The organism is Halobellus sp. H-GB7, assembly GCF_030848585.1.
GTDB classification, from domain to species: Archaea; Halobacteriota; Halobacteria; order Halobacteriales; family Haloferacaceae; genus Haloquadratum; species Haloquadratum inordinatus.
The window spans coordinates 304,794-325,765 of the sequence record NZ_JAVDDW010000003.1; the positions used below are offsets into that span (position 1 = coordinate 304,794).

Consider the following 20,972-nt stretch of genomic DNA (forward strand, 5'->3'; position numbering starts at 1 on the left):
CCGTTGGAAGAAACGCAGTTATAACGGAGGTTCCGTTTATGTTGAGGTGCCGATTTTGAGCAATCTGTGAGATTATTTCGACGCGGAGCGAGAAAAACCGATGGCTATTCGCAGGATTACAGTCGTCTTTCTGATTTCTCCCTCACTACGGATCGGGTAAAACGGGAGTACGTTGTCAGTCCGACGTCTCGGCCCGCGAGATGACGGACGGTGCATAGAACGGCGGGGGCCAATTCGCGGAACGATACCATCATTAAACGACAGTGAGTCGTAGCCACATAGCAATGACGTCGCAGACACTGACGGAGAAAGTACTGTCCGACCACCTCGTCGGCGGCGAACTCACCCCCGGCGAATCGATCGATCTCGACATCGACCAAGTGTTGCTGCAAGACATTCTGGGCCCACTAGTCTGGATGGAGTTCGAAGCGCTGGAGTTCGAGACGGTCGAGACCGACGTGGCTGTCACCTACTGCGACCACCAGGTGTATCAGTTCGACAGCGCAGACACGGACACCCACCGATACCTTCGGACGGCCTCGCAGGCGTACGGCGGACACTTCTCGAAACCCGGAAACGGGATCTGTCACCAGGTACACCGCGAGCGGTTCATCGAACCGGGCGCGACGCTTCTGGGCAGTGACTCGCACTCGACCACGATGGGCGGGTTCGGCGCGATCGGTATCGGCGCGGGCGGCCTCGACGTGGCGACCGCGATGGGCGGCGGCGCCTACACCGTCGAGATGCCCGAGATCGTCGAAGTCCACCTGACTGGGGAACTCGGGGAGTGGACCTCCGCGAAGGACGTCATCTTAGAGATGCTCCGTCGCCACTCCGTCAAGGGCGGCGTGGGCAAACTGTTCGAGTTCACCGGACCGGGCGTGGAGACGCTGAGCGTCCCCGAGCGGTGTACGATCACCAATATGACGACCGAGCTGGGCGCAACGACAGCGATCTTCCCGAGCGACGAGCGAACGCGCCGGCATCTGACGCGACTCGGCCGCGAGGACGCCTTCCGGGAACTGAGCGCCGACGCCGACGCGACGTACGACGACCGTCTCGAAGTCGACCTCTCGGAGATCGAGCCGCTGATCGCGATGCCGTCGATGCCGGACAACGTCGTCCCCGTCTCGGAAGCCGCCGGCACGCCCGTCGATCAGTGTCTGGTCGGCACCTGCACGAACGGCTCGTACTTCGACATCGCGACCGCGGCCGCAGTCGTGAAGGGCGAGACCGTCGCGCCGGAGACGGAGTTCGTGATCGCGCCTGCATCGAAACGGTCCGCCGAGGTGCTCGCCCGCGAAGGTCGCACCGAGGACCTGTACGCCGCCGGCGTGAACCTCTCGGAGTCGACGTGTGGGGCCTGCATCGGCCAGGGGCACGTGCCCGCTCCGGACTCGGTCAGCCTCCGCGCGTTCAACCGGAACTTCAAGGGCCGTTCGGGCCTTCCCGACGACAGCGTCTACCTCGCCTCGCCGGAGGTCGTCGCGGCCAGCGCGATCGCGGGCGAGATCACGGATCCGCGCGATATGGACCGCGACGCACCGTCGATCGCACTGCCCGACGATATGACCCGAACGGACGCTGAAATCCTCGGCCCCGAGCCGACGGCCGAGGTGCGGAAGGGCGACACGATCGGGTCGGTGCCGCTGAAGGACCCGCTGGCCGAGCATATCGCCGGGACGGTCATCACGAAAGCCGGCGACAACATCACGACGGACCACATCGTCCCCGCGAACGCCGAAGTGATGACGCTGTGGTCCGACCCACAGGCGTGCGCGGACTACACGCTCGTCCGCGTCGACGAGGACTTCCCCGAAAAGGCCCGCGCGGCCGACGGCGGCTGGGTCGTCGCCGGCGAGAACTACGGGCAAGGTTCCTCGCGGGAGAACGCCGCGCTCGAACTCGCGGTGCTCGGCGTCGACGGCGTGATCGCCCAGAGCTTCGCGCGGATCCACTTTGCGAACCTCGTCAACTTCGGCGTGGTGCCGCTGACGTTCGCTGACGCCGAGGCGTACGACGACGTCGACGAAGGCGACACCCTCGAAGTCGTCGGCGATCTCGCCTCGCAGATCCGGGCGGGCGACGAGCAGGTGACGGTGGACGTCAACGGCGAGTGGACCTTCGAGGCCAACGTGACACTCACGCCCAAAGAGCGCGAGACGCTGCTGGCGGGTGGGAAGCTCTCGCTGCTCAAGAACGAGGCCTGAGCGACGAGGTCTGAGCGGTCCCACTCGAGGGCGACCATACGCTCGTCCGCGACGAGGCGGCCCGTCGGGCCGGTCGAGTTGACGACGCACTCGGCAGTCGGACCGACCCACAGTCATATATGCTAATGTAAGGTAGCTAACGGTATGCAGGAGCGGACAGCGTCGACGCTCCGAAACGGGGTGCTCGGCGGCGTCGTCGGCAGCGCACTCGGATTCGTCCCGTTGGTACTGTTGGTCGCGCCGCTGCTCGGTGGCGGCGTCGCCGGCTACCTCGAACGCGAGGGGCCGAAGCGCGGCGCGCTCGCCGGTGCGGTCGCCGGCATCGTGATGGCGGCGGTGAGCACACTGATCACGGGCGTCGTCCTGGCCCTTCGCTTTGGAGAGTTCCCGGTTGGCGGCGGCCCACTGCGATCGTTGGGCATCGCCGCGCTCCTCTCGCTCGCAGCGACCCTCGGACAGATACTCGTCGCCGGCGTCGGTGGCGCACTCGGAGCGCTCCTCGCCGACGGCCGCGCGTCGGCCCCCAGTGGCAGTCACACAGTAGCCGGAGCAGACGGCGCGCGGCCTCCTTCCTGGAGGGCGATCCTCGGCGGCTTGGTGGCGGGGCTCGCCGCCTTCCTCGCAGTCACAATATCGCTCACGGTCGTTTTGGATCCGCTCGTCTGGCCTTCGCTGCTCGTCGCGCTCCCGATCGGGGCGGTCGCCGGCGCCTCGGCCGCCGTACTCGGTTACCGGTATCTGGCTCGCGGCCCCGAGGAGACGATTAACTGGCGCGCGATCGGAATCGGGGTTCTCGTGGTCGTACTCGTCTTCGGACTCTTGCTCTTCGGCCTCTCGGTCCTCGGCCAGCAGCGCGTCGAGCAGTCCTCCGAAAGCACCTACGAGTACCGCGTCACGCTCTCGACGGATCGATCGCTCGAAAACGCGACGGTGTACGTCCCGATGCCGACAGACGACGGCGACACAGAGCTCGCAGCACAGTTCCTCCAGAGCGTACGCTACGAGCGGGACGTTCCGGCGCTCCGGGGCTACGACCCCGACCCGACGCCGGTGAACTTCACATACGAGCGCGTCGAGACCGAGCACGGGCCGATGATCGCGATTTCGGCCGACCGGATCGACGTCTCTCGCGTCTACTACCGAGTCGTCGAAAACGAGACGATGGGTTGGCGCGAGCGGATCAGCCCCGACGAATACGACCCCACGGACCCGGCGATGGGCGTCCGCGACGACGGGTCGTTTACGTTCACGGTGACGCTCAGAAGCGAGGAGCGGATCGAGACGGCCGACCCGCTGGGAACGGCTCCGATCCTCACGCCGCAGTACGACCGGACCGCCGTCGAGTGTCGCTTTGGAACGGACGCAGAGCGGCACCGATGCTACGAGTACGACAGTCGCGTGTACGCCACATACGACACCACACCGAACGCGACAGTCTACGTCTCGACGGAGCTTTCCGGGCGGAACGAGTGGTTCTCCGGCGGCTGGACGGGCAACGAGTACCGCGACCGGACGAGCGTGGAACTGCTCGGTCCGGGCCGGGGCTGGTACGTGACGTCGGGCGAACTCGAAGTCGGGCGCGGGAACTACAGAGACTAAGACGTCAACGGACGAGACTGCTGGTCAAGCTCAGTCCAGCACCTCCACCCCACCGAACAATACGAGTCCTGTAACGACGAGGTCCGGTTCGCCAGTTTCGTCGGCTTCGTCCGCGGACTTCGCCCGGCGGGGGCGGCTATCGGACGCGTCTCCGAACAGCGCCAACACGTCGAGGCGGACCTCCCAGTCCTCGGGAACGCGGATTTCGGAGCCGCCAAAGAGGCAGACAGTCTCGACGACGGCAGGCGGGGTCGGAATCGAGACGTCGCGGAGGTCGAGGTCGACGCCGCCGAAGACGGCAACGATCTCGGCGCCGGTGAACGCGTCCGTCGAGAGCCGTCGGTCGCCGCCGCCGAACACGCCGACGGCGGTGAGTTCGCCGTCCGCGTCGACACTAGCGTGTTGAAGCCGGCGTTGACGGCGGGAACGGTTCACGACGATGAGAACACCGAAGAGGACGAGAAACAGCGGCCACCACGTTCCGATAGCCGCGTCGGGGACGAGTCCGAGATTCCGCAGGAGGAAGGTACCCGCGATGGCGACGACCATTACGGGGCCTGTGAGATTACGGAAGTCGCTTCTGAGGATCGCCCAGACGCCGAGCAGGACGAACAGGGCCGGAACCCAATCCCAGAGCGTGTCCGTCTCGGCGATTCCCGTCGTGCTCAAGAGAAGTAAAACGCCGATCAGTATGACGAGGCCACCAGTGAGCAGTCGGCCGGAGAGGGTGCGCGCCATACCGACAGATATGTTGAGAGAACAGAAAATACTACCTCGAAGCTGCGTGAGCTGAAAAGTGGTATCTAAATCTGGATTAAACGAATTGTGATTTATTTTACGAGTATTTATTCTGTGAAGTCTTGTGCGGATGACTCGATGAGGTTCTTCACGCCGCGCCGAACGCGGCCGCTCGCAGCAGTTGTCGAAATTCCGAACGAATCGGCGATCTCTTCGAGGGTCGTCTCTCGTGGTTCTTCGAAATAACCGTTCTCGTAGGCGTAAATGAGCGCGGTTCGTTGCTTGTCGGTTAGCCCGCTCGTGTCGGTCTGGTTGCTCTCCGAAATCTGATGGATTTCTCGAATGTCGAACTCGAACGACTGATCGTTCGCGTACTCCCAGACCGACTGGAGTGACTCTCTGTTTGGAAGCTGCCAGCGTTCAATCCATCCGTTGTTGTATCGGTAGGCGTTGAGCGCGAATCCGTCCTGTTCGGTGACGACCGAACCGAGGAGCAGCGTATCGGGCGCGAACTCGATGCTGTAGACGGGGCGATCCTCGTAGCTCGACACCCGGTGCGCGTGTTCGACGGTGTGGTCGGCGTCCAGTTCGCGTTCGAGTTTCTCGGTCTCGTCGGTCTCGACGACGAAGAACGACTGGTCGCTAACGGGGTCTGTGCTCACTTCCTGCAGCACGCGAATGTCAGTGTCTGGAAGTGACGAAATGACATTTGCTAAGGCCATATTCGGATGCGAAAAGTAGACTTTTGCGATGATGGTCATACGTGTGGTGTTGCTTGTAACTAGGACATCAACAAATGTAGCGTCTCGGGTCGACCCGCAGGACATACTGATGCAACGTCAACCTCAGATCGGTGTTAGTTTGGCGTGCTAGACGGCAAATGCGGAGAGCCACTGCAGAACCCCGCTCACCTTTATGTTCGCTTCAGCCGCAATTCGACGCGAGCCGATGGCTCTCGAGACAGTCGGGAGATGGGTCAACCACGACGACGTCGTCGTTCGGTTCGTCGCCCTCTGGAGCGTCGTCGCGGTCGTATTCACGGCTGCCTGGGTTGGGAGTTACTACGTCCTCCCGGCCGGGATGCTCCGTGGCTCGAATCCGGGGGCATCTATCCCTTACGCTGGGAGCGTCTGGCGGGAGTTTCTGACACTCTTCGCGTGGAACGTCGGTGTCACTCTGGTCGCCATCGGCGCGAATACGTTCCGCTCGGTGAACACGCCACTCGGATACGTCGTGGTGGTCGTTCAGGCACCACAGTACGGGGTCGTCTGGGGTACCGGGTCGTTAGCCGTTGGCAGCGGCGCACGGATCGCGCCGTCGTTGTCAGTCCTCGTCAACCGGAGCGGTCCGATGGAGATCACCGCCGTGATCGCTATCGTAGTCGCGACGCGCGGCGTGATGCTGTGGCACCAACAGTCCGGGCCGCGATGGCGTGAGGAGTTCGAGCGGATCCGATCGCCAGGCGATTGGACGTTGACCCGCCGCGAGTGGGCCGTCCTCACGGGAGGGTACCTCCTCCTCGCCATCGCAAACTATCGGGAAGCGATCGCCATTTCGCAGGTCGTTGGCTGACGTCTCGCTATAGGTATTGATTTCGCGCCGCCCACTATCTGTTAGAGAAGCAGGACAGCGAGCCCGACTCCGAGAGCGATTACCCCGATCGAAACGCCAGCAACGGCTGTTTTCGCCATCCGAAAGACCGTTGCTGTGGGAGTCGTATCCGAGACGACCAGCGGGTCGATACCGTCATCGTCGTCAGTGACGCGGCCGACGACCGTAAGAGTCGCCTCGGGAACGGCTCGCTGCTCAGTGTAGCGGCGCGTCCCCAACGAGAGAGTGGCTACGAGCGGACGCAGGAGCGACGGCGGATCGCGCCAGAAAGTCGCCTCGGGAAGCGCGGCGGTCGTTTCCTCGAAGCGCGCGATACGGTCGGGGAGATCGCCGTCTATCGGAACCGTCGCGACGACGTCCCGATCGAGGACGACCGTGTGAGCAGGTGCGACGACGTCGACGACCGTCTCCGGCGTTCGAACCCGAAACGCATCCGAGCCGGCCGCTTCGTGAAGCGTGACGAACCAGGGGAGCAACCCCGGGCTGAGGCGACGTTCTTCGACAGCGTAGCGGAGGGCAAGACAGTCGCGCCCGCTGAATGGGGCCGTCAGTAGGTCACTGGCCTGTTTCGCCCTCCCCGACACGCGGACGAGTGTGCCGGGTGGCGTATCGGCCAGCGACGACACGTCGCACGCTCTACGAATCGCCGTGGCACGCCAGACGTATCTGGCGCTGAACGCGAACACGAGACCGCCAAGCAAAGCGAGGACGCTACCGAACAGGACGCTGCCGGAGGGCGCAGAGACCATACGTACAGTCATCGGGACCGGCACAAGATTCTGTCGACGGGTCGTTCCGTATCGCGGTTAATGGTTTACTACCATCCAGTAAGATCTACTTAATGAAAAAAAGACGCTAGCGAGCGACAGTCGGCACGGGAGTACTAACTACCGATCGAGGTCGAGAAGACCGCCGTCGTCGGCCGCGCCGGCGTCCGCGTCCGATCCGGCGTCGGACCTCGAGGCAGGGTCGATCTCGGATTCTGCCGTGTCGCCGTCCTCGTCGTCCGGATCCGACGGCGTTTCCACGTGACACGTGATCGTGACGTCCTCACCCCGGTGTGACGTCTGTACTGCCCACATCTGCCCGCACCCGAGAAGGGTTCGCCAGTCGTCACCGACCTGCTGGTCGACCGAGACGAGTATCTCGTCCGTTTCGGCGTCGCGACCGGCGTATTCGATCCGTAGCAACTCACCGAAAACGTTCACTCCCGACGGGGTGTCGAGTCGGACCGGCGTGGTTCCAGTGCGTCCGTTCGGCCCTTCGACGACGACGTCCGCGACCGGAACGTCTTCGTCTGGCGTCTGAAACGTCACTTCGAGGGCGTTACCGTCCACTTCGACGCCCGTGACGTCGATGAACGACGCCGAGCGGCCGGTGGCGTCTGCCACCTGTCGACGAAGCGGTTCGAGCGGAAGCCGGGCGGTGTCGGAGCCTCGTGCCATCTCTTCGAGGGCCTACATCGGGGAGACGTATGACTTCTCCGGCGTCTGGACGTCGGCTGGGCGGTCTCGATGGGACAGAGACGACACAGAAGGACGTATCAGCCTCCGTTGGATCGTCGAATTGGGAGACCGTCGACTCGTGGCCGTGTGTGCCACCGGAGAAAGCCGCGATCTCCGTGCGCAGGTGGTTCGAAGCACGTCGATTTCGGCTGATAGAGCAAATTTGTAATATATCTGTTTATTCTTGTTGTGTAGATGTCCCGGGCAGACAACTATACAACACAGTCTTCGAGGCGTGGCCGCCCACGAACTGATAAATTATATATCGCTATATTAAATTGTTGAACTGCAGTTGCGAATCCCGGTAATTTGCTGAACGGGATTTCCGTTTCGGCTGCGAACCAACAGGTGTCACGCTACGAACCGGAAGGCGAGGAGAACAGCACCGAGAACGCCGGTCAGCAGACCGAACACCAACCCCCCGCCACCAGTTGACACCCCATCGAATGGTAGTTCCGAGAGATACAGGGTAGACTCGTTCGTGCGCGTCAGCACGAGATCTTCAGGGTGAGTCGTTGACTCCACCCCATCACGCCGGGGTTGAGCGTAGCCGAGGATACTGACTGTGTCTCCCGGTGCGAGTGTCTGTTCTGCGTACTTCCGTTTGCTTGCATCAACGACGTACTCTCCAGCGGGGGTCGTCATCGGGTCTACTGACAACCCGTCAGTGTCATCTAAGAACTCCGTCACCCGGCTTGGCGGGGATTCATCGTAATCAGTTTCCAAATGGACATCGAATGCTTCGAACTCGCACTGAAGTCCTTCGACAGAAACGCCGTCTGCCGAAAGCAGGGTTTCCGGTGTGAACACATCATCTGTGTTGTTCCCAACGACTACGTCGTCAATGTCGACGAGTATCTCCCCACCGTCGTTCGAGAGAAAGAACGGGACTGTTTTGATGCCCCACGCGGCTCTCTCCCACGACTTCGTCTTCGGAGTATCGTATTGTTCTTTGATCTCCCACGCCGATAGAACACAGCTCTCGTCTCCTTTAATCGGAGATGTGAACGTATCTTGGTCGACTTGTGGAATGATTTCGCCCCGGATCCGAATCACTCCAGGTGATCGTACTTCAGCGATCGGTTTCCGGGGGGTTTCAGCGATAACTTCGGCTCGTTTTCGTTCGTTCCATCCCACATAGAACGAGAGGCCGCTGGCAAGCAGTAGGAGTACACCAGCCCATAGGGCGATCTCCCGTGCAATCGAATCGACGAACGAGACACTAGATGCCAGCATACGTAGAATAAAGATGGGTTAGTAGTAAATGATTAATCTCACTGCGAAACCCGTACAGCAATCTTGGCGTTCGCAACTACAGGTTGGAGGATCGAGATCGGATCGAAAGACGGTGGTCCGAGACAAACGAGCGGGAGGTGGGACGTGCCCGGTTCGATCCGCTTTTCTCACCGGGACAGATCGAGCACTAACTCGTCACCGTCCAATTCGAAGGTGGTTCCGAACGGGGACGAGAGGTCACGCATCCGTCGGCGACTCCACTCGGCCGCCTCCTGGCTGGCTTCGTGTACCGAGCAGTCGGATATCTCGGTCGGACGCAACCGCAGTTCCGAAAGTTCGCCCGTCTGCGACACCAAAAGTTCGAACAGGAAGCCCCGATCGTTCCGGAGGCGGGAGTCGACGGCGTAATCGTCGACGAAATCACCGGTGTCGTATAGAATCGGTCGTCCCTGATACACCTCGATTCCTTGGAAGACGTGCGCGCTGTGGCCGTGGACGACGTCGACGCCCTCGTCGACGAGCCAGTGAGCGAACTCGCGGAAGGACTCGGGTGGCCGTTCGACCATATTCGGCCCCCAGTGGAGAGAGACTATCAACAGGTCCGGTGAGTGAACCCGAGCACGCTCTAACGTCTCCTGAACGGTCGCCCGGCTCTTCTCGTCGTCAGCATCGATCACGACGTAAGCCGTTCCCGGCGACGATTCGGTCGCGGCGTACTCGGGCGTGTTGTCGGTGAGCGAAATGAACGCGACTTCGAGATCGTGTATCGACACTAGTGCTGGCTCGAAGGCTTCCTCGCGCGTCCGCCCAGCGCCGGCGTGGGCAATATGTTGGTCGTCGAGGTGATCGAGCGTATCGCGAAGGGCCGCCTCCTCGAAGTCGAGAATGTGGTTGTTGGCGAGAGCACAGCAGTCGACGCCAGCGCGATCCAGGGCGGGGGCGGCCCAGTCCGGATCGGCCCGAAAACGGAACGTTCGCGGCGTTCGTCGCCAGGGTTCACCGCGGATCGAGAGGGCACATTCGAGGTTGATGAAGAGCCCATCGAGGTCGCAGAGCGTATCCAGTAGATCGCCCCAGACGGCAGCCACCGGGCGTGTCCACTGTCGCTCGTCGACGAGTCGGCCGAGCATTACGTCTCCCGTCAGCCCGATCCGGAGGGACATCACACAGACTAGTCGGATCGAAGGTGTATAACTGCTGACGACCGCGAAACGAGGCAGCGACGCTACCCAGGGCGGTCGAGTGGCCGGAACTAGCGGTTCCGCGTGGAGAGACGGCAGACGGAGGGGGGAAACAGTATGCGGGACGCGACCGAAGCAGTGGGTGAGGGAGTGACTCGAATGGAGATCACCGTTCTGTACGACAACGAACGAGCACGGACGGGCGTGCATACCGGCTGGGGGTTCTCGGCACTCGTCGGCGACGACGTCCTGTTCGATACCGGCGACGACGCGGCCGCGTTGGGCGAGAATATGGCTGCGCTCGACGTGACACCGACCGACATCGACACGGTAGTGCTCTCGCACGGCCACGACGATCACGTCGGCGGACTCCCCGCAGTCGTCGAGCAGAATCCGGAAGTCGACGTGGTCGTCCCCACGGAATCGCTCGCAACGACGGTTTCGCAGTCCGTTCCGGAAACCGTCGACGTGATCGCTGCCGGGGAGTCGACGCAGGTACGAGAGGGCGTGGTCACGACGGGCGCCGTCGGCGAGGAGATCCGTGAGCAGGGATTGGTCTGTCGGTTCCAACGCGGGGCGGTACTCCTGACCGGGTGCGCACATCCTGGGCTGGAATCCCTGCTCGGCGCCGCTCGCGACACTGCAGCGGTCGTGGGCGTGATGGGCGGCTTTCACGATTTCGCAAGACTGGAAGCCCTCCGCAGACTCGACTTCGTCTCGCCCTGCCACTGCACACAGAAGAAACAAGAGATCACGGAGCGGTTTCCCGACACGACCGTCAGATGCGGCACGGGACTCGTCGTCGGCGAAGACGGCGTGGGATCAGGGGCCGAGAATTGATTTGAACTTTTCCTCAATCTGTTTCAATCCAAAATGGCCCGATTACCCCACTCTATGTAGACCAAATAGATCTATTGACCGCGTTGGGATTTCGAAGGGGAAGAACTAATTGAGTATTCTCTCAATTGGAGTGCAATGGCACAAGCAACAGAACGGCTTCGGCGATACCTCGACGACGAACTCGGGGAGTGTCGGAGCGAAGACGTCGACGCGCGGCTCGACGAACTGGGGACCCTCGAGGCGGCGCTGGGCGAGGCGCGCGTCGATGCTGAGCTCAGTATCGTCTCCGCGCTCGCGAACGAGACGCGGTTCACGCTCGTGCGGACGCTCGTCGCCGCAGAGGAGGAACTCTGTGTCTGTGAGTTGAACGCCGTCACAGACGTCACCGAGAGCGGTCTGAGTCACGCGCTCTCGAAACTCGTCGACGCTGGCCTCGTCTCTGATCGGCAGGACGGCCGCTGGAAGAAGTACCGCGCGACGAACCGCGCGATCGCGCTCGTGACAGTCCTCGAAGGGTGCGTGAACGATGAGTAACGCCCACGAGCACGGCCCCAACTGCGACTGTGAGAGCTGTGGCGATCCGCGGTCAATGGACTTTCTCGACAAGTATCTCACCGTCTGGATCTTCGGCGCGATGGCGATCGGCGTCGGTCTCGGATACGTCGCACCGGGCGTCACGCAGCCGATCCAGGACTTCCACCTCGTCGAGATCGGCCTGATTCTGATGATGTACCCGCCGCTGGCGAAAGCGGACTACTCACGGCTGCCCACCGTGTTCAGCAACTGGCGGGTGCTGGGGCTGAGTCTCGTGCAGAACTGGCTCATCGGCCCGACGCTGATGTTCGGGCTGGCGGTCGTCTTCTTCAGCGGCCTCGTCCCCGGGCTGCCGGCGCGGCCGGAGTACTTCCTCGGGCTCGTGTTCATCGGGATGGCGCGCTGCATCGCGATGGTGCTCGTCTGGAACGAGTTGGCCGAGGGGTCGACCGAGTACGTGACTGGACTCGTCGCGTTCAACAGCCTCTTTCAGATCGTTACCTACGGCGTCTACGTCTGGTTCTTCGCGCTGTTTCTGCCGCCGCTGCTCGGAATGGAGTCGCTCGTCGCCGGCATCACGACGTTCGACGTCACGCCGATGCAGGTGGTCGAAGCCATCGTCGTCTTCCTCGGGATCCCGTTCGTCGGCGGGTTCCTCACGCGCTACGTCGGAACGCGGGCGAAGGGTCGCGAGTGGTACGAAGAGTCGTTCGTCCCGTTGATCGACCCGCTGACGCTCGTCGCGCTGCTGTTTACCGTGATCGTGATGTTCGCCACGCAGGGCGGGAACATCGTCGCTGCGCCCGGCGACGTCCTGCTGATCGCCGTGCCGCTGACGATCTACTTCGTCGTGATGTTCCTCGTGAGTTTCGGGATGGGCCGCGGAATCGGCGCGGACTACTCGACGACGACGGCGATCGGCTTCACGGCCGCCTCGAACAACTTCGAACTCGCCATCGCCGTCGCCGTCGCGGTGTTCGGCGTCGGCTCCGGCGTCGCGTTCGCGACGGTCGTCGGGCCGCTCATCGAGGTCCCGGTTCTGCTCGCGCTGGTCAACGTCGCGCTGTACTTCCAGCGTCGGTTCGACTGGGACGGATTCGAGACCGGAAGCCTGAGCGCGCCGACCACCGGGGCGCCCTCCGAGAACGACTGACAGTGAAAAAAGAGACGACACACAGCCAATGACCCAGCAATCCAATTCCGAAACGCCTGCGGGATCGAGAGACGGAACAGAAGCGAGAGGAGAAACTGAAGCTACACAGATCGCGTTCGTCTGCGTGCAGAACGCGGGGCGCTCCCAGATGGCCTACGCGTTCGGCCAGCGCGAGATCGAAAACAGAGGGCTCGATGGAGAAGTCGAAGTCATAACCGGCGGGACGCGACCCGCCGAACACGTCCACGACGAGGTCGTTCGGGCGATGGACGCAATCGACGTCGACGTCGCCGGGCGAACGCCTCGGGAGATCACGTTCGAGGAGACCCAGGGGAGCGACTACGTGATCACGATGGGTTGTTCCGCAGACGACGTCTGCCCGGCCGGCTGGGCGGGCGAGAACAGGGACTGGGACCTCGACGACCCGGACGGAAAGCCAGCCGAGGAGGTCGCGACGATCCGCGACGAGATCGAGGCGCGGGTGTCCGAGCTGTTCGGCGAGATCCAGAGACGGGTCTGAGAGCGTCTGTGCAGCGGTTTTACCAGCCAGTCGCTTCGAGTCCGCGCAACAGTCGATCGACGTCCGCAGTCGTGTTGTAGACGTGGAGCGACGCCCGAACCGCGCCGTCGGGGTCGGGCAGCGATCGGATCACGACGTCGTACTCCTCGCGGAGGCGCTCGACCGTCGATTCCGGGTCGTCGACGCGCACCGTCACCAGCCCGGATTCGGGGTCGCGGGGGCTGATGAGTCGGTCTTCGGGAACGCCCTCGACGAAACGCGTCGCGAGATCCTCGATGTGCGATTCGATCGTGTCGAGACCGACATCGGTCAGCAGATCGATCGAGGCCGAGAGTGCGGCGTACGGCGCGGGGCTGGTGGTTCCGATCTCGAACCGCGGCGCGCCGCGTTTCAGTTCGTACGCGGGCGCGCTGGCGTCCTCGACGCTCCGATAGCCGATCTGTCCCGGGTGGAGATCCTCGGCGACGTCCCCGTCGACGTAGAGGAAGCCGGCGCCCCAGAGGCCGAGCATCCACTTGTGGCTCGCCATCGCGACGGCGTCGGCACCCCACTCGGTCACGTCGAGTTGGCACTGGCCGGGGACCTGCACGGCGTCGACGAGGACGCGCGCGCCGGCGTCGTGGGCTTCCTCGACCAACTCCGAGACGGGGAGATGCGTCCCGTAGTTCCACGTCAGCGCGCTCAGACAGACGAGTTTCGCGTCCGAAACGGCGTCGCGGTAGGCGTCGCGGTCGATGCGGCCCGCAGTGGTCGGCGCGACGCGGACCTCACAGCCGCGGCGTTCGAGACGCTGCCAGGGGAGAATTCCCGCAGGGTGTTCGAGATCGGTCCGAACGACGACATCGCCAGGGTCCCACTCGATCGCCGACGCGATGCGGGTGATGCCGTCAGTGGTGCTCTGGGTCAGCGCGATTTCGTGGTCTTCGGCACCGAGAAAGTCCGCGACGTCGGCGCGGGTGTCTTCGTACAGGCCGAAGGCGTGGGGGTAGGGACCCGGATCGTCCGCAGCGTCCCACTCGTGGGTCTCGATCGCCCGCTGTGCAGCCTCTACGATCGGACGCGGACTGGGACCGCTCGCGCCGGTATTGAGATATCGAACGTCGTCGAAGACCGGAACGGACGCGCGAACGTCGGCGGGCGTCGTCATCGCCGGAACGTCGGCAGGCGTAGTCATCGCCGCGACGTTCACACCCGCCGCACTTAGAGGATTGGTCGTCACTCGCCGCCGAGAGTGCAGCGGCCGCCCCTTCGGCGGCGTTGGTAGTGTATCGTTACCAGTCGACGAGACCAGCGAGACGCTTATGCTTCGCGGCCGCCGAGGTTCGAACGTGTTTGTCGGCCACGCGCTGCTCGCGTTCGCCCTCGCGGTGCTGTTCGCCGAGTGGCGAGGCTGGTCGACACGGCAGGCACTGCTGTTGGGCGCGGCGACGGGCGCGTTCGCGGCGCTCCCGGACGTTGACGTCGTGTACGCGGTCGTCGCTCTCGACGGAGGGCAACTGTTCGGCAGCGGCGTGAATCCGACAGCCTTCTGGGACGCCGCGAACAGCGTGCACCGGTCGATGACGCACTCGGTGCTCGTCGCGCTCGTCGCAGGGCCGGCGTTCGGCCTCTGGGCCGTGCGGGCGCGGACGGCGGACGGCGCCACGAATCGACGGCGAGCGTGGGGTTCGCGGGTCGCGAGCGCCGTGTTGCTCGTCGCGCTCGTCGCCGTCTCGATCGTCGCAAGCGGCGCACTCGGCGCCGTCGTGATGGGCGCCTTCGTCGTCGCCGGCGTCGCGATCACGGCGCTGAGTCGCCGGAAGACGGACCTCTCACCGCGGGTGCTCGGGCTCGCGGCGACCGCCGGACTCCTCACGCATCCGTGGGGAGATCTCGTGACCGGCCAGCCACCGCAGTTCCTGTACCCGTTCGGGGTTGGCGTCATCGAGAGCCGCGTCGTCTTACATCCCGATCCGACGATGCACTTGCTGGGGGCGTTCGCGATCGAACTCGCGGCCGTGTGGCTGGCCGCGCTCGCGATCGTGCGGGTGACCGACCGATCACTCGGGACGTTCTACGACCGGAGTGCAGTGCTCGGAGCGGGCTACGGCGCGCTCGCGCTGGTTTTGGCCCCGCCGACACTTGCGGTGTCGTATCACTTCGTGTTCTCGATTCTGGCAGTCGGAGTCGTCTGTAGCGGACTCTCGTGGTACCGGTCGACGCCGGTCGCATCGCTGCGTCGGCGGCCGACCGCAGGCGACGTCCGTGCCGGGTTCGCGTTCGGGGCGACCGGGCTCTCGGGGACGACGATGGCGCTGATCGGATACGTCGTCGTCTACGTGTCGCTCTGGCTGTGAGACGCGCCGCTGTTCGAGTTAGGTCCGAAAAATGTCCATCGGGATGACGGTCGACGTTCGCCCAAGTACCCCTACCCGCGCGCCCGTCGAGGCGTCGTCCCGTGACCGTATTTGAGAATTTAGCGAAACGAGTAAAAGTCTTGTGTATACTGTCGCCCTCAGTACACCAGAATTTGGGATGAGAAGTATTCGCACATAGAGGCCACGGCCCGGCGATTCGAGGCCAGTCGACCGCGAATCCGACCCGATGCGATTCTATAGTAGCGTTTGCAAGTCTTCACGCACCGAATCGCACGCAGTCGTGTGATTGGCTGTGTAATCAGTTGCAAACGCTACTATAGCCAGCCGCGATACGATCCGAGTTAAAGAGTCGCTGCGTGCGGGCAGCCTCGCTACCGCCCACAAGCAGCGTATGGATGCCTCTCAGGCCATCGTGTCCTGGGCGACGACGAGGTCGAACGGAGTGTCGGCGGGTTCGTCGTCCGGGGAGAGATACCCCGCCGCGAACGCGGTGTACACCTGGCCGCCGCTCAGACTCACGTCGTATTCGGCCACGACGTCGCCGTCGTTGCTGTCGGTGTCACCACGGATCTGTGTCGTGTAGTCGCCAGCGGGAACCTCGACGTAACCGGATCCACCGTAGGCGACGCCGTCGAACAGTACGTCACCGGCCGCGACAGTGACGTCGACGGCGGGGGCGTCGGGTGAGGCGTGGACGACCCTGAGCCGGGCCATCCCGCTGTCCGGGGCGCTGTTGTCGTCTTGGAGGACCAGCGGCTCGAACATCTGGTCTGCGCCGTCGCCGGTCTCACCGATTGCCGCGATCGTGTACGGTTGTCCGGATTCGACGCCCACGTCGCCCGCGAAGACCGACGCATCAGGATCGCCGGCCGCGGTGATCTCGACCGTTCGCGTCCCGGCGGGAACGTCGAGATAGCCACTGACGGCACCGAACGGGACGTCTTCGAGCGCGGCCGAGCCGTCGACGTAGACGTCTACATTCGGCGCGTTCGGCGAGAGGTGCGCGACGCGGACCATCGCTGAGTCGTCCATCCCATCGCTCATTGTCCCGCTCTCGGTGTCCTGTGCGACGAGGAGGTCGAACGGAGTGTCTGCGGGTTCGTCGTCCGGGGAGAGATACCCCGCCGCGAACGCAGTGTACACCTGGCCGCCGGCGAGGTCGACATCGAAGCTCGCGACCACGTCGCCGTCGTTACCGTCGGTGTCGCCGCGGATCTGGAGGGTATATTCGCCAGCAGGGACCTCGACGTAGCCGGACTGCCCGTAGGCGACGCCGTCGTAGAGCGCGTCGCCGCTCGATGCCACGGTGACGTCGACAGCGGGGGCGTCGGGCGAGGCGTGGACCACGCGGACCCGAGCGGTGTCGCCGCCGGGATCCGAGTTGTCGTCTTGGAGGATCAGCGGCTCGAACATCCGGTCTGCACTGTCGCCGATTTCGCCGATCGCCGCGACGGTATAGGCCGTCCCATCCTCGACGGTGACTGGGCCCGAGAACACCGAGGTGTCGGGGTCGCCAGCCGCGGTGATCTCGACTTGGCGCTCACCGGCTGGAACGTCCAGATACTCGCTGACGGCTCCGAAGGGAACGTCTTCGAGCACAGCCGACTCGTCGACGTAGACGTCCACGTTCGGTGCGTTCGGTGAGAGATGCGCGACGCGGACCATCGCGGAACCCATCGGCGTCTCCTCGGGTGCATCTGTGGCCGTCTCAGTCGGCATCGGCGTCTCCGTCGGGGTGGACGTCGCCGTCTCGGTCCCGCCCTGATCGCTGTTACCGCTACAGCCGGCGAGGCCGACGGTGGCTCCGGTACCGATGCCGAGCAAGACGCGTCTCCGGGTGGTGCGTGGGGTGTCTGATGACATCCAACTCAACCGACGGATGACAGTAAAATAACCTCTTTCGCAACTCAGACTAAAATCTCACTCATATCCCTCTAAAATCGGTTCAGAAAGCCTAATTCGACAGTATAGTTTTCACACCCGAAAGAATTTTATGCGCTATACTCGGATATATGAAATGTGTGGGGCCCGCCGGATCGGTGGGTTCAGAACGGAAATCAAATGGGTATCAATCTGTACACCGCCGGAGGATTCATAATCGCGCACGGAGAATCACCCGGAGAATGGATACGGTCCTCTGGCAGACGCTCGCCGGTACACGTGGCGGGCCGAACCGTGCCCGTATCCTGCGCGCTTTGGACCGACGGCCACGGAACGCCAATCAGCTCGCCCAGGAGTTCGATCTGGCATACAACACCATCAGACACCACCTCGACGTCCTCGAGGACAACGGGATCATCACGAGCAGCGACGCGAGTTACGGCACCGTCTATCTCCCGAGCGAGCGGGCGGAACAGCACTGGGACACCGTCGAGAAAATTATCACACAGATCGATGAGTAAGACGACCCACAGACGAACCCATCGACGCGCGGATACACCCGAGAGCGGTCGAGGAGTGGCACTATGACGCTAATGTTGGACGCGGCCCGCCTCGCGGCAGCACTCAACATCCTCCTCCTACTGGTGGTTATCGGCGTGTGGGTCAACACGTATCGAGAGATCCGCGCTCCCTTCACGCTGGCGTCGATCGTCTTCGCGGGCTTTCTCTTGGCCGAGAACGTGGTCGCACTGTACTTCTACTTCACCGCCCCCGCGATGCCGACGATCGCCGTCCAGGTGATGATGATCCTCCAGATCCTCGAAACGGCCGGGATTAGCGTCCTCGCGTACGTCACCTGGCAATAGCGAGACGGGGATATCGAGCGGTGGGCTCGCCGGATCACTTACGTCGATTCCGACCGTTCACCCGCCGTGACACTTCGAAACGCGAGCGGCACGTTCGACATCGGTGGCGAGTTGACTGTGCACCGGCTGGGATTCGGTGCGATGCGAATCACCGGCGACGACGTGCTCGGCGACCCTGAGGACGTCCAGAACGCGAAACGAGTGCTCCAGACGGCCGTCAACCTCGGCATCGACTTCATCGACACCGCAGACTCCTACGGACCGGGGACCAGCGAGCGACTGATCGCCGAGGCGCTCGCGCCGTATCCCGAAGACCTCGTCGTCGCCACCAAAGGTGGGCTGCTCCGAAATCGCGACGGAGACTGGCTCACTCACGGCGATCCGGACTACCTCCGAAACGCGCACCTCTGTAGCCTCGACCGACTCCGAACGGACTGCATCGACCTGTATCAGTACCATCGCCCGGATCCCGACGTCGACTTCGAGGGGTCGGTCACGGCGCTCGCAGAACTGAAAGACGAGGGCGTGATCGGACACGTCGGCCTCAGCAACGTGAGCGTCGAACAGTTGGAGACGGCACGCGACATCGTCAAGATCGCGACCGTCCAGAATCGATACAACCTCGGGAACCGCGAGAACGAGGCCGTACTCGACGTCTGTGAGTCGAACGAGATCGGCTTCATCCCGTGGTTCCCGCTCGGAGCGGGCGATCTCGGCGACGAGAAGGCAGCGGTCCTGACGGACGTCGCCGACGCCAACGACGCCTCGGAGTACCAGGTCGCGCTAGCGTGGCTACTACAACGTTCACCCGTCGTCCTCCCCATCCCGGGGACGTCGTCGGTTCCGCATCTTCGAGAGAACGTCGCCGCCTCGCACCTCGAACTGACCGACGAAGAGATGCGACGCCTGGGTGCGTGAGGGTGGTGATCCCGAGACGACAGACTCGCTCAACGGCAGCGAGCGTGCGCTCGTATGGCTACAAACGAATCCTCGGCGGTCTTACCCGACGGTTCCGGGATCATCAGCGGTCAGTGTCCGAGCAGCCACGGGCAGTGCCACGGGGTGCGGCCGTCTCGGAAGTACGCTCCGGCCGTCAGTTGATCGACCGATCCCGGCCCTCCCAGTAGGGATCTCGGAGCGCGGCTTTGTCCACTTTCCCGTGTGACGTCGTTGGGAGTGAGTCCACGAAGCTGAGTGATTTCGGCTGTTCGTAATCAGCGAGATGCTCACTGACGTGGCGTTGCAGTTCCCGTTCGGTGAGGGAGGCAGACGCCGGGACGACGACGGCGTGAACCGCTTCGCCCCACGTCTCGTCTGGAATGCCGAACACGACCGCCTGATCGACGTCAGGGTGGGCAGTCAACGCATTCTCGACGGTGTAGCTGTAGACGTTGAGCCCGCCCGAGACGATCACGTCGTGTTTTCGGTCGAGGAGGTAGAGATACCCGTCGTCGTCGAGGCGGCCGATGTCCCCCGTCGATACCCAGCCGTCTTCGAGCGTGTCTTCGGTTGCCTCCGGTCGGTTGTGGTAATGCTCGAACGCATACGGAGCGGTCGCCAGAACCTCACCGACCTCCCCAGCGTCCAGCTCTGCGCCGGTGTCCGGATCGACGATGCGGACCTCGGCCATCAGACAGGGGTGGCCAGCGGACTCCAGTCGCTCGGGCGCGCGACCGGCAGCGGCCATCGCGTGTTCTTTTCGGCCGAGCACGCTGATCAGGTTCGGAACTTCCGTCTGTCCGTAGAACTGACAGAATATCGGGCCGAAGGCGTCGATTCCTTCTTCGAGTTTGTCGGAACGGATGGGTGCAGCGCCGTAGAGCATCCGTTCGAGAGAGGAGCAATCGTACGAATCGTAGGGCGCTTCCAGAAGCCGGTAGATCATCGTCGGGACGACGAACGTCCACGTGACGCCGTAGCGCTCGACAGCATCGAGGAGACTCTCCGGAGTGAAGTCCTGCTGGACGACCGTTCGTCCGCCACCGAGGAGGTTCGCCCACAGAAACGTCCCGGCGGAGTGCGACAGGGGGGTGACGACGAGACCCGTATCGCGTCCGTCGAATCCGAACTCGGCGAGGTGCGCGTAGAGACTCGCGACGAGACTGTGCTGTGAGTACACGACGCCTTTCGGCTTCCCTGTCGTCCCGCCGGTGTAGAAGAGGCCGGCCGGATCGTCGGGGGCGATATCGAGGTCGCGAGAGGACACATCGACGGACGTGTCGTCGGCGGCCATCTCGCGGTAGTCTCGAACGGTCGTCCCGGCGATGTCGTCCGGCGGATCGTCCGAGACGACGACGACGGTTTCCGGCGCAGCCGTCGCAGTAGCCTGTTCGGCGACGGGATCGGAGTACTCCGGTTCGCAGACGACCGCCCGGGCCCCGGAGTCCGAGAGGATATATTGGATCTCCTCCGACGAGAGCATCGGATTGAGGGGCACGCGAACGGCACCCATCTTGATGATCGCGAGATCGACCAGAACAGATTCGGGGCGGTTCGACAGCAACACCGCGACTTTATCGCCCGGTTCGAGGCCCGAGTCGATGAACGCCGCCGCCAACGCCGACGAACGGGAATCGAGTGTCTCGTAACTGAGGGTGCGGTCCGCCGTAACGAGGGCAGTCCGGTCCCGGTATCGTTGAAGAGCGTTCTCGAAGAGCGTCCGCAACGTCTGGTTGGCCGGTGCGTTCATACGTGTGTCTCAGGTGATGCGCGGAGGGCGACCGTGTTATTTGCTTCGCTGT

Annotated in this window: 20 protein-coding genes; 11 read left to right on the forward strand and 9 right to left on the reverse strand. The window is 63.3% G+C overall.

Annotated features, from left to right (window positions below; genetic code table 11):
• Positions 1 to 284: 284 nt before the first annotated feature.
• Both RBH22_RS08295 and RBH22_RS08300 read left to right on the forward strand, forming a co-directional pair.
• On the forward strand, positions 285 to 2,210 hold the full coding sequence (locus tag RBH22_RS08295; RefSeq protein WP_306677176.1) for an aconitate hydratase: 1,926 nt from the start codon (positions 285 to 287) through the stop codon (positions 2,208 to 2,210).
• A 144-nt stretch (positions 2,211 to 2,354) separates the two neighbouring features.
• Positions 2,355 to 3,809, forward strand: a complete 1,455-nt coding sequence (locus RBH22_RS08300) for a DUF5518 domain-containing protein (protein ID WP_306677177.1) — start codon at positions 2,355 to 2,357, stop codon at positions 3,807 to 3,809.
• 30 nt (positions 3,810 to 3,839) lie between these two features.
• Here RBH22_RS08300 and RBH22_RS08305 read toward each other — a convergent pair whose 3' ends face one another.
• Together RBH22_RS08305 and RBH22_RS08310 are read right to left on the reverse strand one after the other, a co-directional pair.
• On the reverse strand, positions 3,840 to 4,547 hold the full coding sequence (locus RBH22_RS08305) for a DUF5668 domain-containing protein (protein WP_306677179.1): 708 nt from the start codon (positions 4,545 to 4,547) through the stop codon (positions 3,840 to 3,842).
• Between the two features lie 107 nt (positions 4,548 to 4,654).
• The gene (locus RBH22_RS08310; protein WP_306677181.1) at positions 4,655 to 5,308 is read right to left on the reverse strand and encodes a helix-turn-helix domain-containing protein; all 654 of its coding nucleotides are present in this window, start codon (positions 5,306 to 5,308) and stop codon (positions 4,655 to 4,657) included.
• A 187-nt stretch (positions 5,309 to 5,495) separates the two neighbouring features.
• On the opposite strand from RBH22_RS08310, the gene RBH22_RS08315 reads away from it, so the two are divergent.
• Positions 5,496 to 6,119, forward strand: coding sequence for a hypothetical protein (locus tag RBH22_RS08315; RefSeq protein ID WP_306677182.1), 624 nt, complete (start codon positions 5,496 to 5,498; stop codon positions 6,117 to 6,119).
• Positions 6,120 to 6,160: 41 nt separating this feature from the next.
• Here RBH22_RS08315 and RBH22_RS08320 read toward each other — a convergent pair whose 3' ends face one another.
• The 4 genes from RBH22_RS08320 to RBH22_RS08335 form a co-directional block, all read right to left on the reverse strand.
• Entirely contained in the window at positions 6,161 to 6,907 is a 747-nt protein-coding gene (locus RBH22_RS08320) for a hypothetical protein (protein WP_306677183.1), read from the reverse strand.
• 138 nt (positions 6,908 to 7,045) lie between these two features.
• A complete protein-coding gene (locus RBH22_RS08325; RefSeq protein WP_306677184.1) occupies positions 7,046 to 7,603 on the reverse strand; it encodes a hypothetical protein in 558 nt (185 codons plus the stop codon).
• Positions 7,604 to 8,014: 411 nt separating this feature from the next.
• Positions 8,015 to 8,899: a hypothetical protein gene (locus tag RBH22_RS08330; RefSeq protein WP_306677185.1), complete on the reverse strand. Its 885-nt coding sequence runs from the start codon at positions 8,897 to 8,899 to the stop codon at positions 8,015 to 8,017.
• 167 nt (positions 8,900 to 9,066) lie between these two features.
• Positions 9,067 to 10,062: a CapA family protein gene (locus RBH22_RS08335; RefSeq protein WP_306677186.1), complete on the reverse strand. Its 996-nt coding sequence runs from the start codon at positions 10,060 to 10,062 to the stop codon at positions 9,067 to 9,069.
• A 135-nt stretch (positions 10,063 to 10,197) separates the two neighbouring features.
• Between RBH22_RS08335 and RBH22_RS08340 the strand changes: the two genes are divergently transcribed.
• From RBH22_RS08340 to RBH22_RS08355, 4 genes are all read left to right on the forward strand, one after another.
• Positions 10,198 to 10,920 carry an MBL fold metallo-hydrolase gene (locus RBH22_RS08340; protein ID WP_306677187.1) on the forward strand — a complete coding sequence of 241 codons (723 nt, stop codon included), beginning with the start codon at positions 10,198 to 10,200 and terminating at the stop codon, positions 10,918 to 10,920.
• A gap of 135 nt (positions 10,921 to 11,055) precedes the next feature.
• Positions 11,056 to 11,454, forward strand: coding sequence for a metalloregulator ArsR/SmtB family transcription factor (locus RBH22_RS08345; protein ID WP_121569755.1), 399 nt, complete (start codon positions 11,056 to 11,058; stop codon positions 11,452 to 11,454).
• A 55-nt stretch (positions 11,455 to 11,509) separates the two neighbouring features.
• Complete coding sequence (gene arsB, locus RBH22_RS08350; RefSeq protein ID WP_343218155.1) at positions 11,510 to 12,607, forward strand: ACR3 family arsenite efflux transporter; 1,098 nt, start codon at positions 11,510 to 11,512, stop codon at positions 12,605 to 12,607.
• Between the two features lie 28 nt (positions 12,608 to 12,635).
• Positions 12,636 to 13,127: a low molecular weight phosphatase family protein gene (locus tag RBH22_RS08355; protein ID WP_306677189.1), complete on the forward strand. Its 492-nt coding sequence runs from the start codon at positions 12,636 to 12,638 to the stop codon at positions 13,125 to 13,127.
• A gap of 19 nt (positions 13,128 to 13,146) precedes the next feature.
• Here the strand turns inward: RBH22_RS08355 and RBH22_RS08360 are convergent, their stop codons facing one another.
• The gene (locus RBH22_RS08360; RefSeq protein WP_306677192.1) at positions 13,147 to 14,301 is read right to left on the reverse strand and encodes an aminotransferase class V-fold PLP-dependent enzyme; all 1,155 of its coding nucleotides are present in this window, start codon (positions 14,299 to 14,301) and stop codon (positions 13,147 to 13,149) included.
• Positions 14,302 to 14,455: 154 nt separating this feature from the next.
• Between RBH22_RS08360 and RBH22_RS08365 the strand changes: the two genes are divergently transcribed.
• Positions 14,456 to 15,463 carry a metal-dependent hydrolase gene (locus RBH22_RS08365; protein ID WP_306677194.1) on the forward strand — a complete coding sequence of 336 codons (1,008 nt, stop codon included), beginning with the start codon at positions 14,456 to 14,458 and terminating at the stop codon, positions 15,461 to 15,463.
• A 423-nt stretch (positions 15,464 to 15,886) separates the two neighbouring features.
• Here RBH22_RS08365 and RBH22_RS08370 read toward each other — a convergent pair whose 3' ends face one another.
• Entirely contained in the window at positions 15,887 to 17,347 is a 1,461-nt protein-coding gene (locus tag RBH22_RS08370; RefSeq protein ID WP_306677196.1) for a DUF4397 domain-containing protein, read from the reverse strand.
• A 260-nt stretch (positions 17,348 to 17,607) separates the two neighbouring features.
• Here RBH22_RS08370 and RBH22_RS08375 point away from each other — a divergent pair, with 260 nt between their 5' ends.
• From RBH22_RS08375 to RBH22_RS08385, 3 genes are all read left to right on the forward strand, one after another.
• Positions 17,608 to 17,886, forward strand: coding sequence for a winged helix-turn-helix domain-containing protein (locus tag RBH22_RS08375; protein WP_121569759.1), 279 nt, complete (start codon positions 17,608 to 17,610; stop codon positions 17,884 to 17,886).
• Positions 17,887 to 17,949: 63 nt separating this feature from the next.
• Positions 17,950 to 18,231 carry a hypothetical protein gene (locus RBH22_RS08380; protein WP_121569760.1) on the forward strand — a complete coding sequence of 94 codons (282 nt, stop codon included), beginning with the start codon at positions 17,950 to 17,952 and terminating at the stop codon, positions 18,229 to 18,231.
• Positions 18,232 to 18,297: 66 nt separating this feature from the next.
• Positions 18,298 to 19,149, forward strand: coding sequence for an aldo/keto reductase (locus tag RBH22_RS08385; RefSeq protein ID WP_306677198.1), 852 nt, complete (start codon positions 18,298 to 18,300; stop codon positions 19,147 to 19,149).
• Between the two features lie 175 nt (positions 19,150 to 19,324).
• On the opposite strand, the gene RBH22_RS08390 is transcribed toward RBH22_RS08385, so the two are convergent.
• Complete coding sequence (locus tag RBH22_RS08390) at positions 19,325 to 20,920, reverse strand: AMP-binding protein (RefSeq protein ID WP_306677199.1); 1,596 nt, start codon at positions 20,918 to 20,920, stop codon at positions 19,325 to 19,327.
• Positions 20,921 to 20,972 lie beyond the last annotated feature (52 nt).

What these genes read in the sequence shown, in the direction of transcription:
- RBH22_RS08295 (WP_306677176.1), top strand. Translation starts at nt 285, where the DNA reads ATGACGTCGCAGACACTGACGGAGAAAGTACTGTCCGACCACCTCGTC.
- RBH22_RS08300 (WP_306677177.1), top strand. Translation starts at nt 2,355, where the DNA reads ATGCAGGAGCGGACAGCGTCGACGCTCCGAAACGGGGTGCTCGGCGGC.
- RBH22_RS08305 (WP_306677179.1), bottom strand. Translation starts at nt 4,547, where the DNA reads ATGGCGCGCACCCTCTCCGGCCGACTGCTCACTGGTGGCCTCGTCATA.
- RBH22_RS08310 (WP_306677181.1), bottom strand. Translation starts at nt 5,308, where the DNA reads ATGACCATCATCGCAAAAGTCTACTTTTCGCATCCGAATATGGCCTTA.
- RBH22_RS08315 (WP_306677182.1), top strand. Translation starts at nt 5,496, where the DNA reads ATGGCTCTCGAGACAGTCGGGAGATGGGTCAACCACGACGACGTCGTC.
- RBH22_RS08320 (WP_306677183.1), bottom strand. Translation starts at nt 6,907, where the DNA reads ATGGTCTCTGCGCCCTCCGGCAGCGTCCTGTTCGGTAGCGTCCTCGCT.
- RBH22_RS08325 (WP_306677184.1), bottom strand. Translation starts at nt 7,603, where the DNA reads ATGGCACGAGGCTCCGACACCGCCCGGCTTCCGCTCGAACCGCTTCGT.
- RBH22_RS08330 (WP_306677185.1), bottom strand. Translation starts at nt 8,899, where the DNA reads ATGCTGGCATCTAGTGTCTCGTTCGTCGATTCGATTGCACGGGAGATC.
- RBH22_RS08335 (WP_306677186.1), bottom strand. Translation starts at nt 10,062, where the DNA reads ATGTCCCTCCGGATCGGGCTGACGGGAGACGTAATGCTCGGCCGACTC.
- RBH22_RS08340 (WP_306677187.1), top strand. Translation starts at nt 10,198, where the DNA reads ATGCGGGACGCGACCGAAGCAGTGGGTGAGGGAGTGACTCGAATGGAG.
- RBH22_RS08345 (WP_121569755.1), top strand. Translation starts at nt 11,056, where the DNA reads ATGGCACAAGCAACAGAACGGCTTCGGCGATACCTCGACGACGAACTC.
- arsB (WP_343218155.1), top strand. Translation starts at nt 11,510, where the DNA reads ATGGACTTTCTCGACAAGTATCTCACCGTCTGGATCTTCGGCGCGATG.
- RBH22_RS08355 (WP_306677189.1), top strand. Translation starts at nt 12,636, where the DNA reads ATGACCCAGCAATCCAATTCCGAAACGCCTGCGGGATCGAGAGACGGA.
- RBH22_RS08360 (WP_306677192.1), bottom strand. Translation starts at nt 14,301, where the DNA reads ATGACTACGCCTGCCGACGTTCCGGCGATGACGACGCCCGCCGACGTT.
- RBH22_RS08370 (WP_306677196.1), bottom strand. Translation starts at nt 17,347, where the DNA reads ATGTCATCAGACACCCCACGCACCACCCGGAGACGCGTCTTGCTCGGC.
- RBH22_RS08375 (WP_121569759.1), top strand. Translation starts at nt 17,608, where the DNA reads ATGGATACGGTCCTCTGGCAGACGCTCGCCGGTACACGTGGCGGGCCG.
- RBH22_RS08380 (WP_121569760.1), top strand. Translation starts at nt 17,950, where the DNA reads ATGACGCTAATGTTGGACGCGGCCCGCCTCGCGGCAGCACTCAACATC.
- RBH22_RS08390 (WP_306677199.1), bottom strand. Translation starts at nt 20,920, where the DNA reads ATGAACGCACCGGCCAACCAGACGTTGCGGACGCTCTTCGAGAACGCT.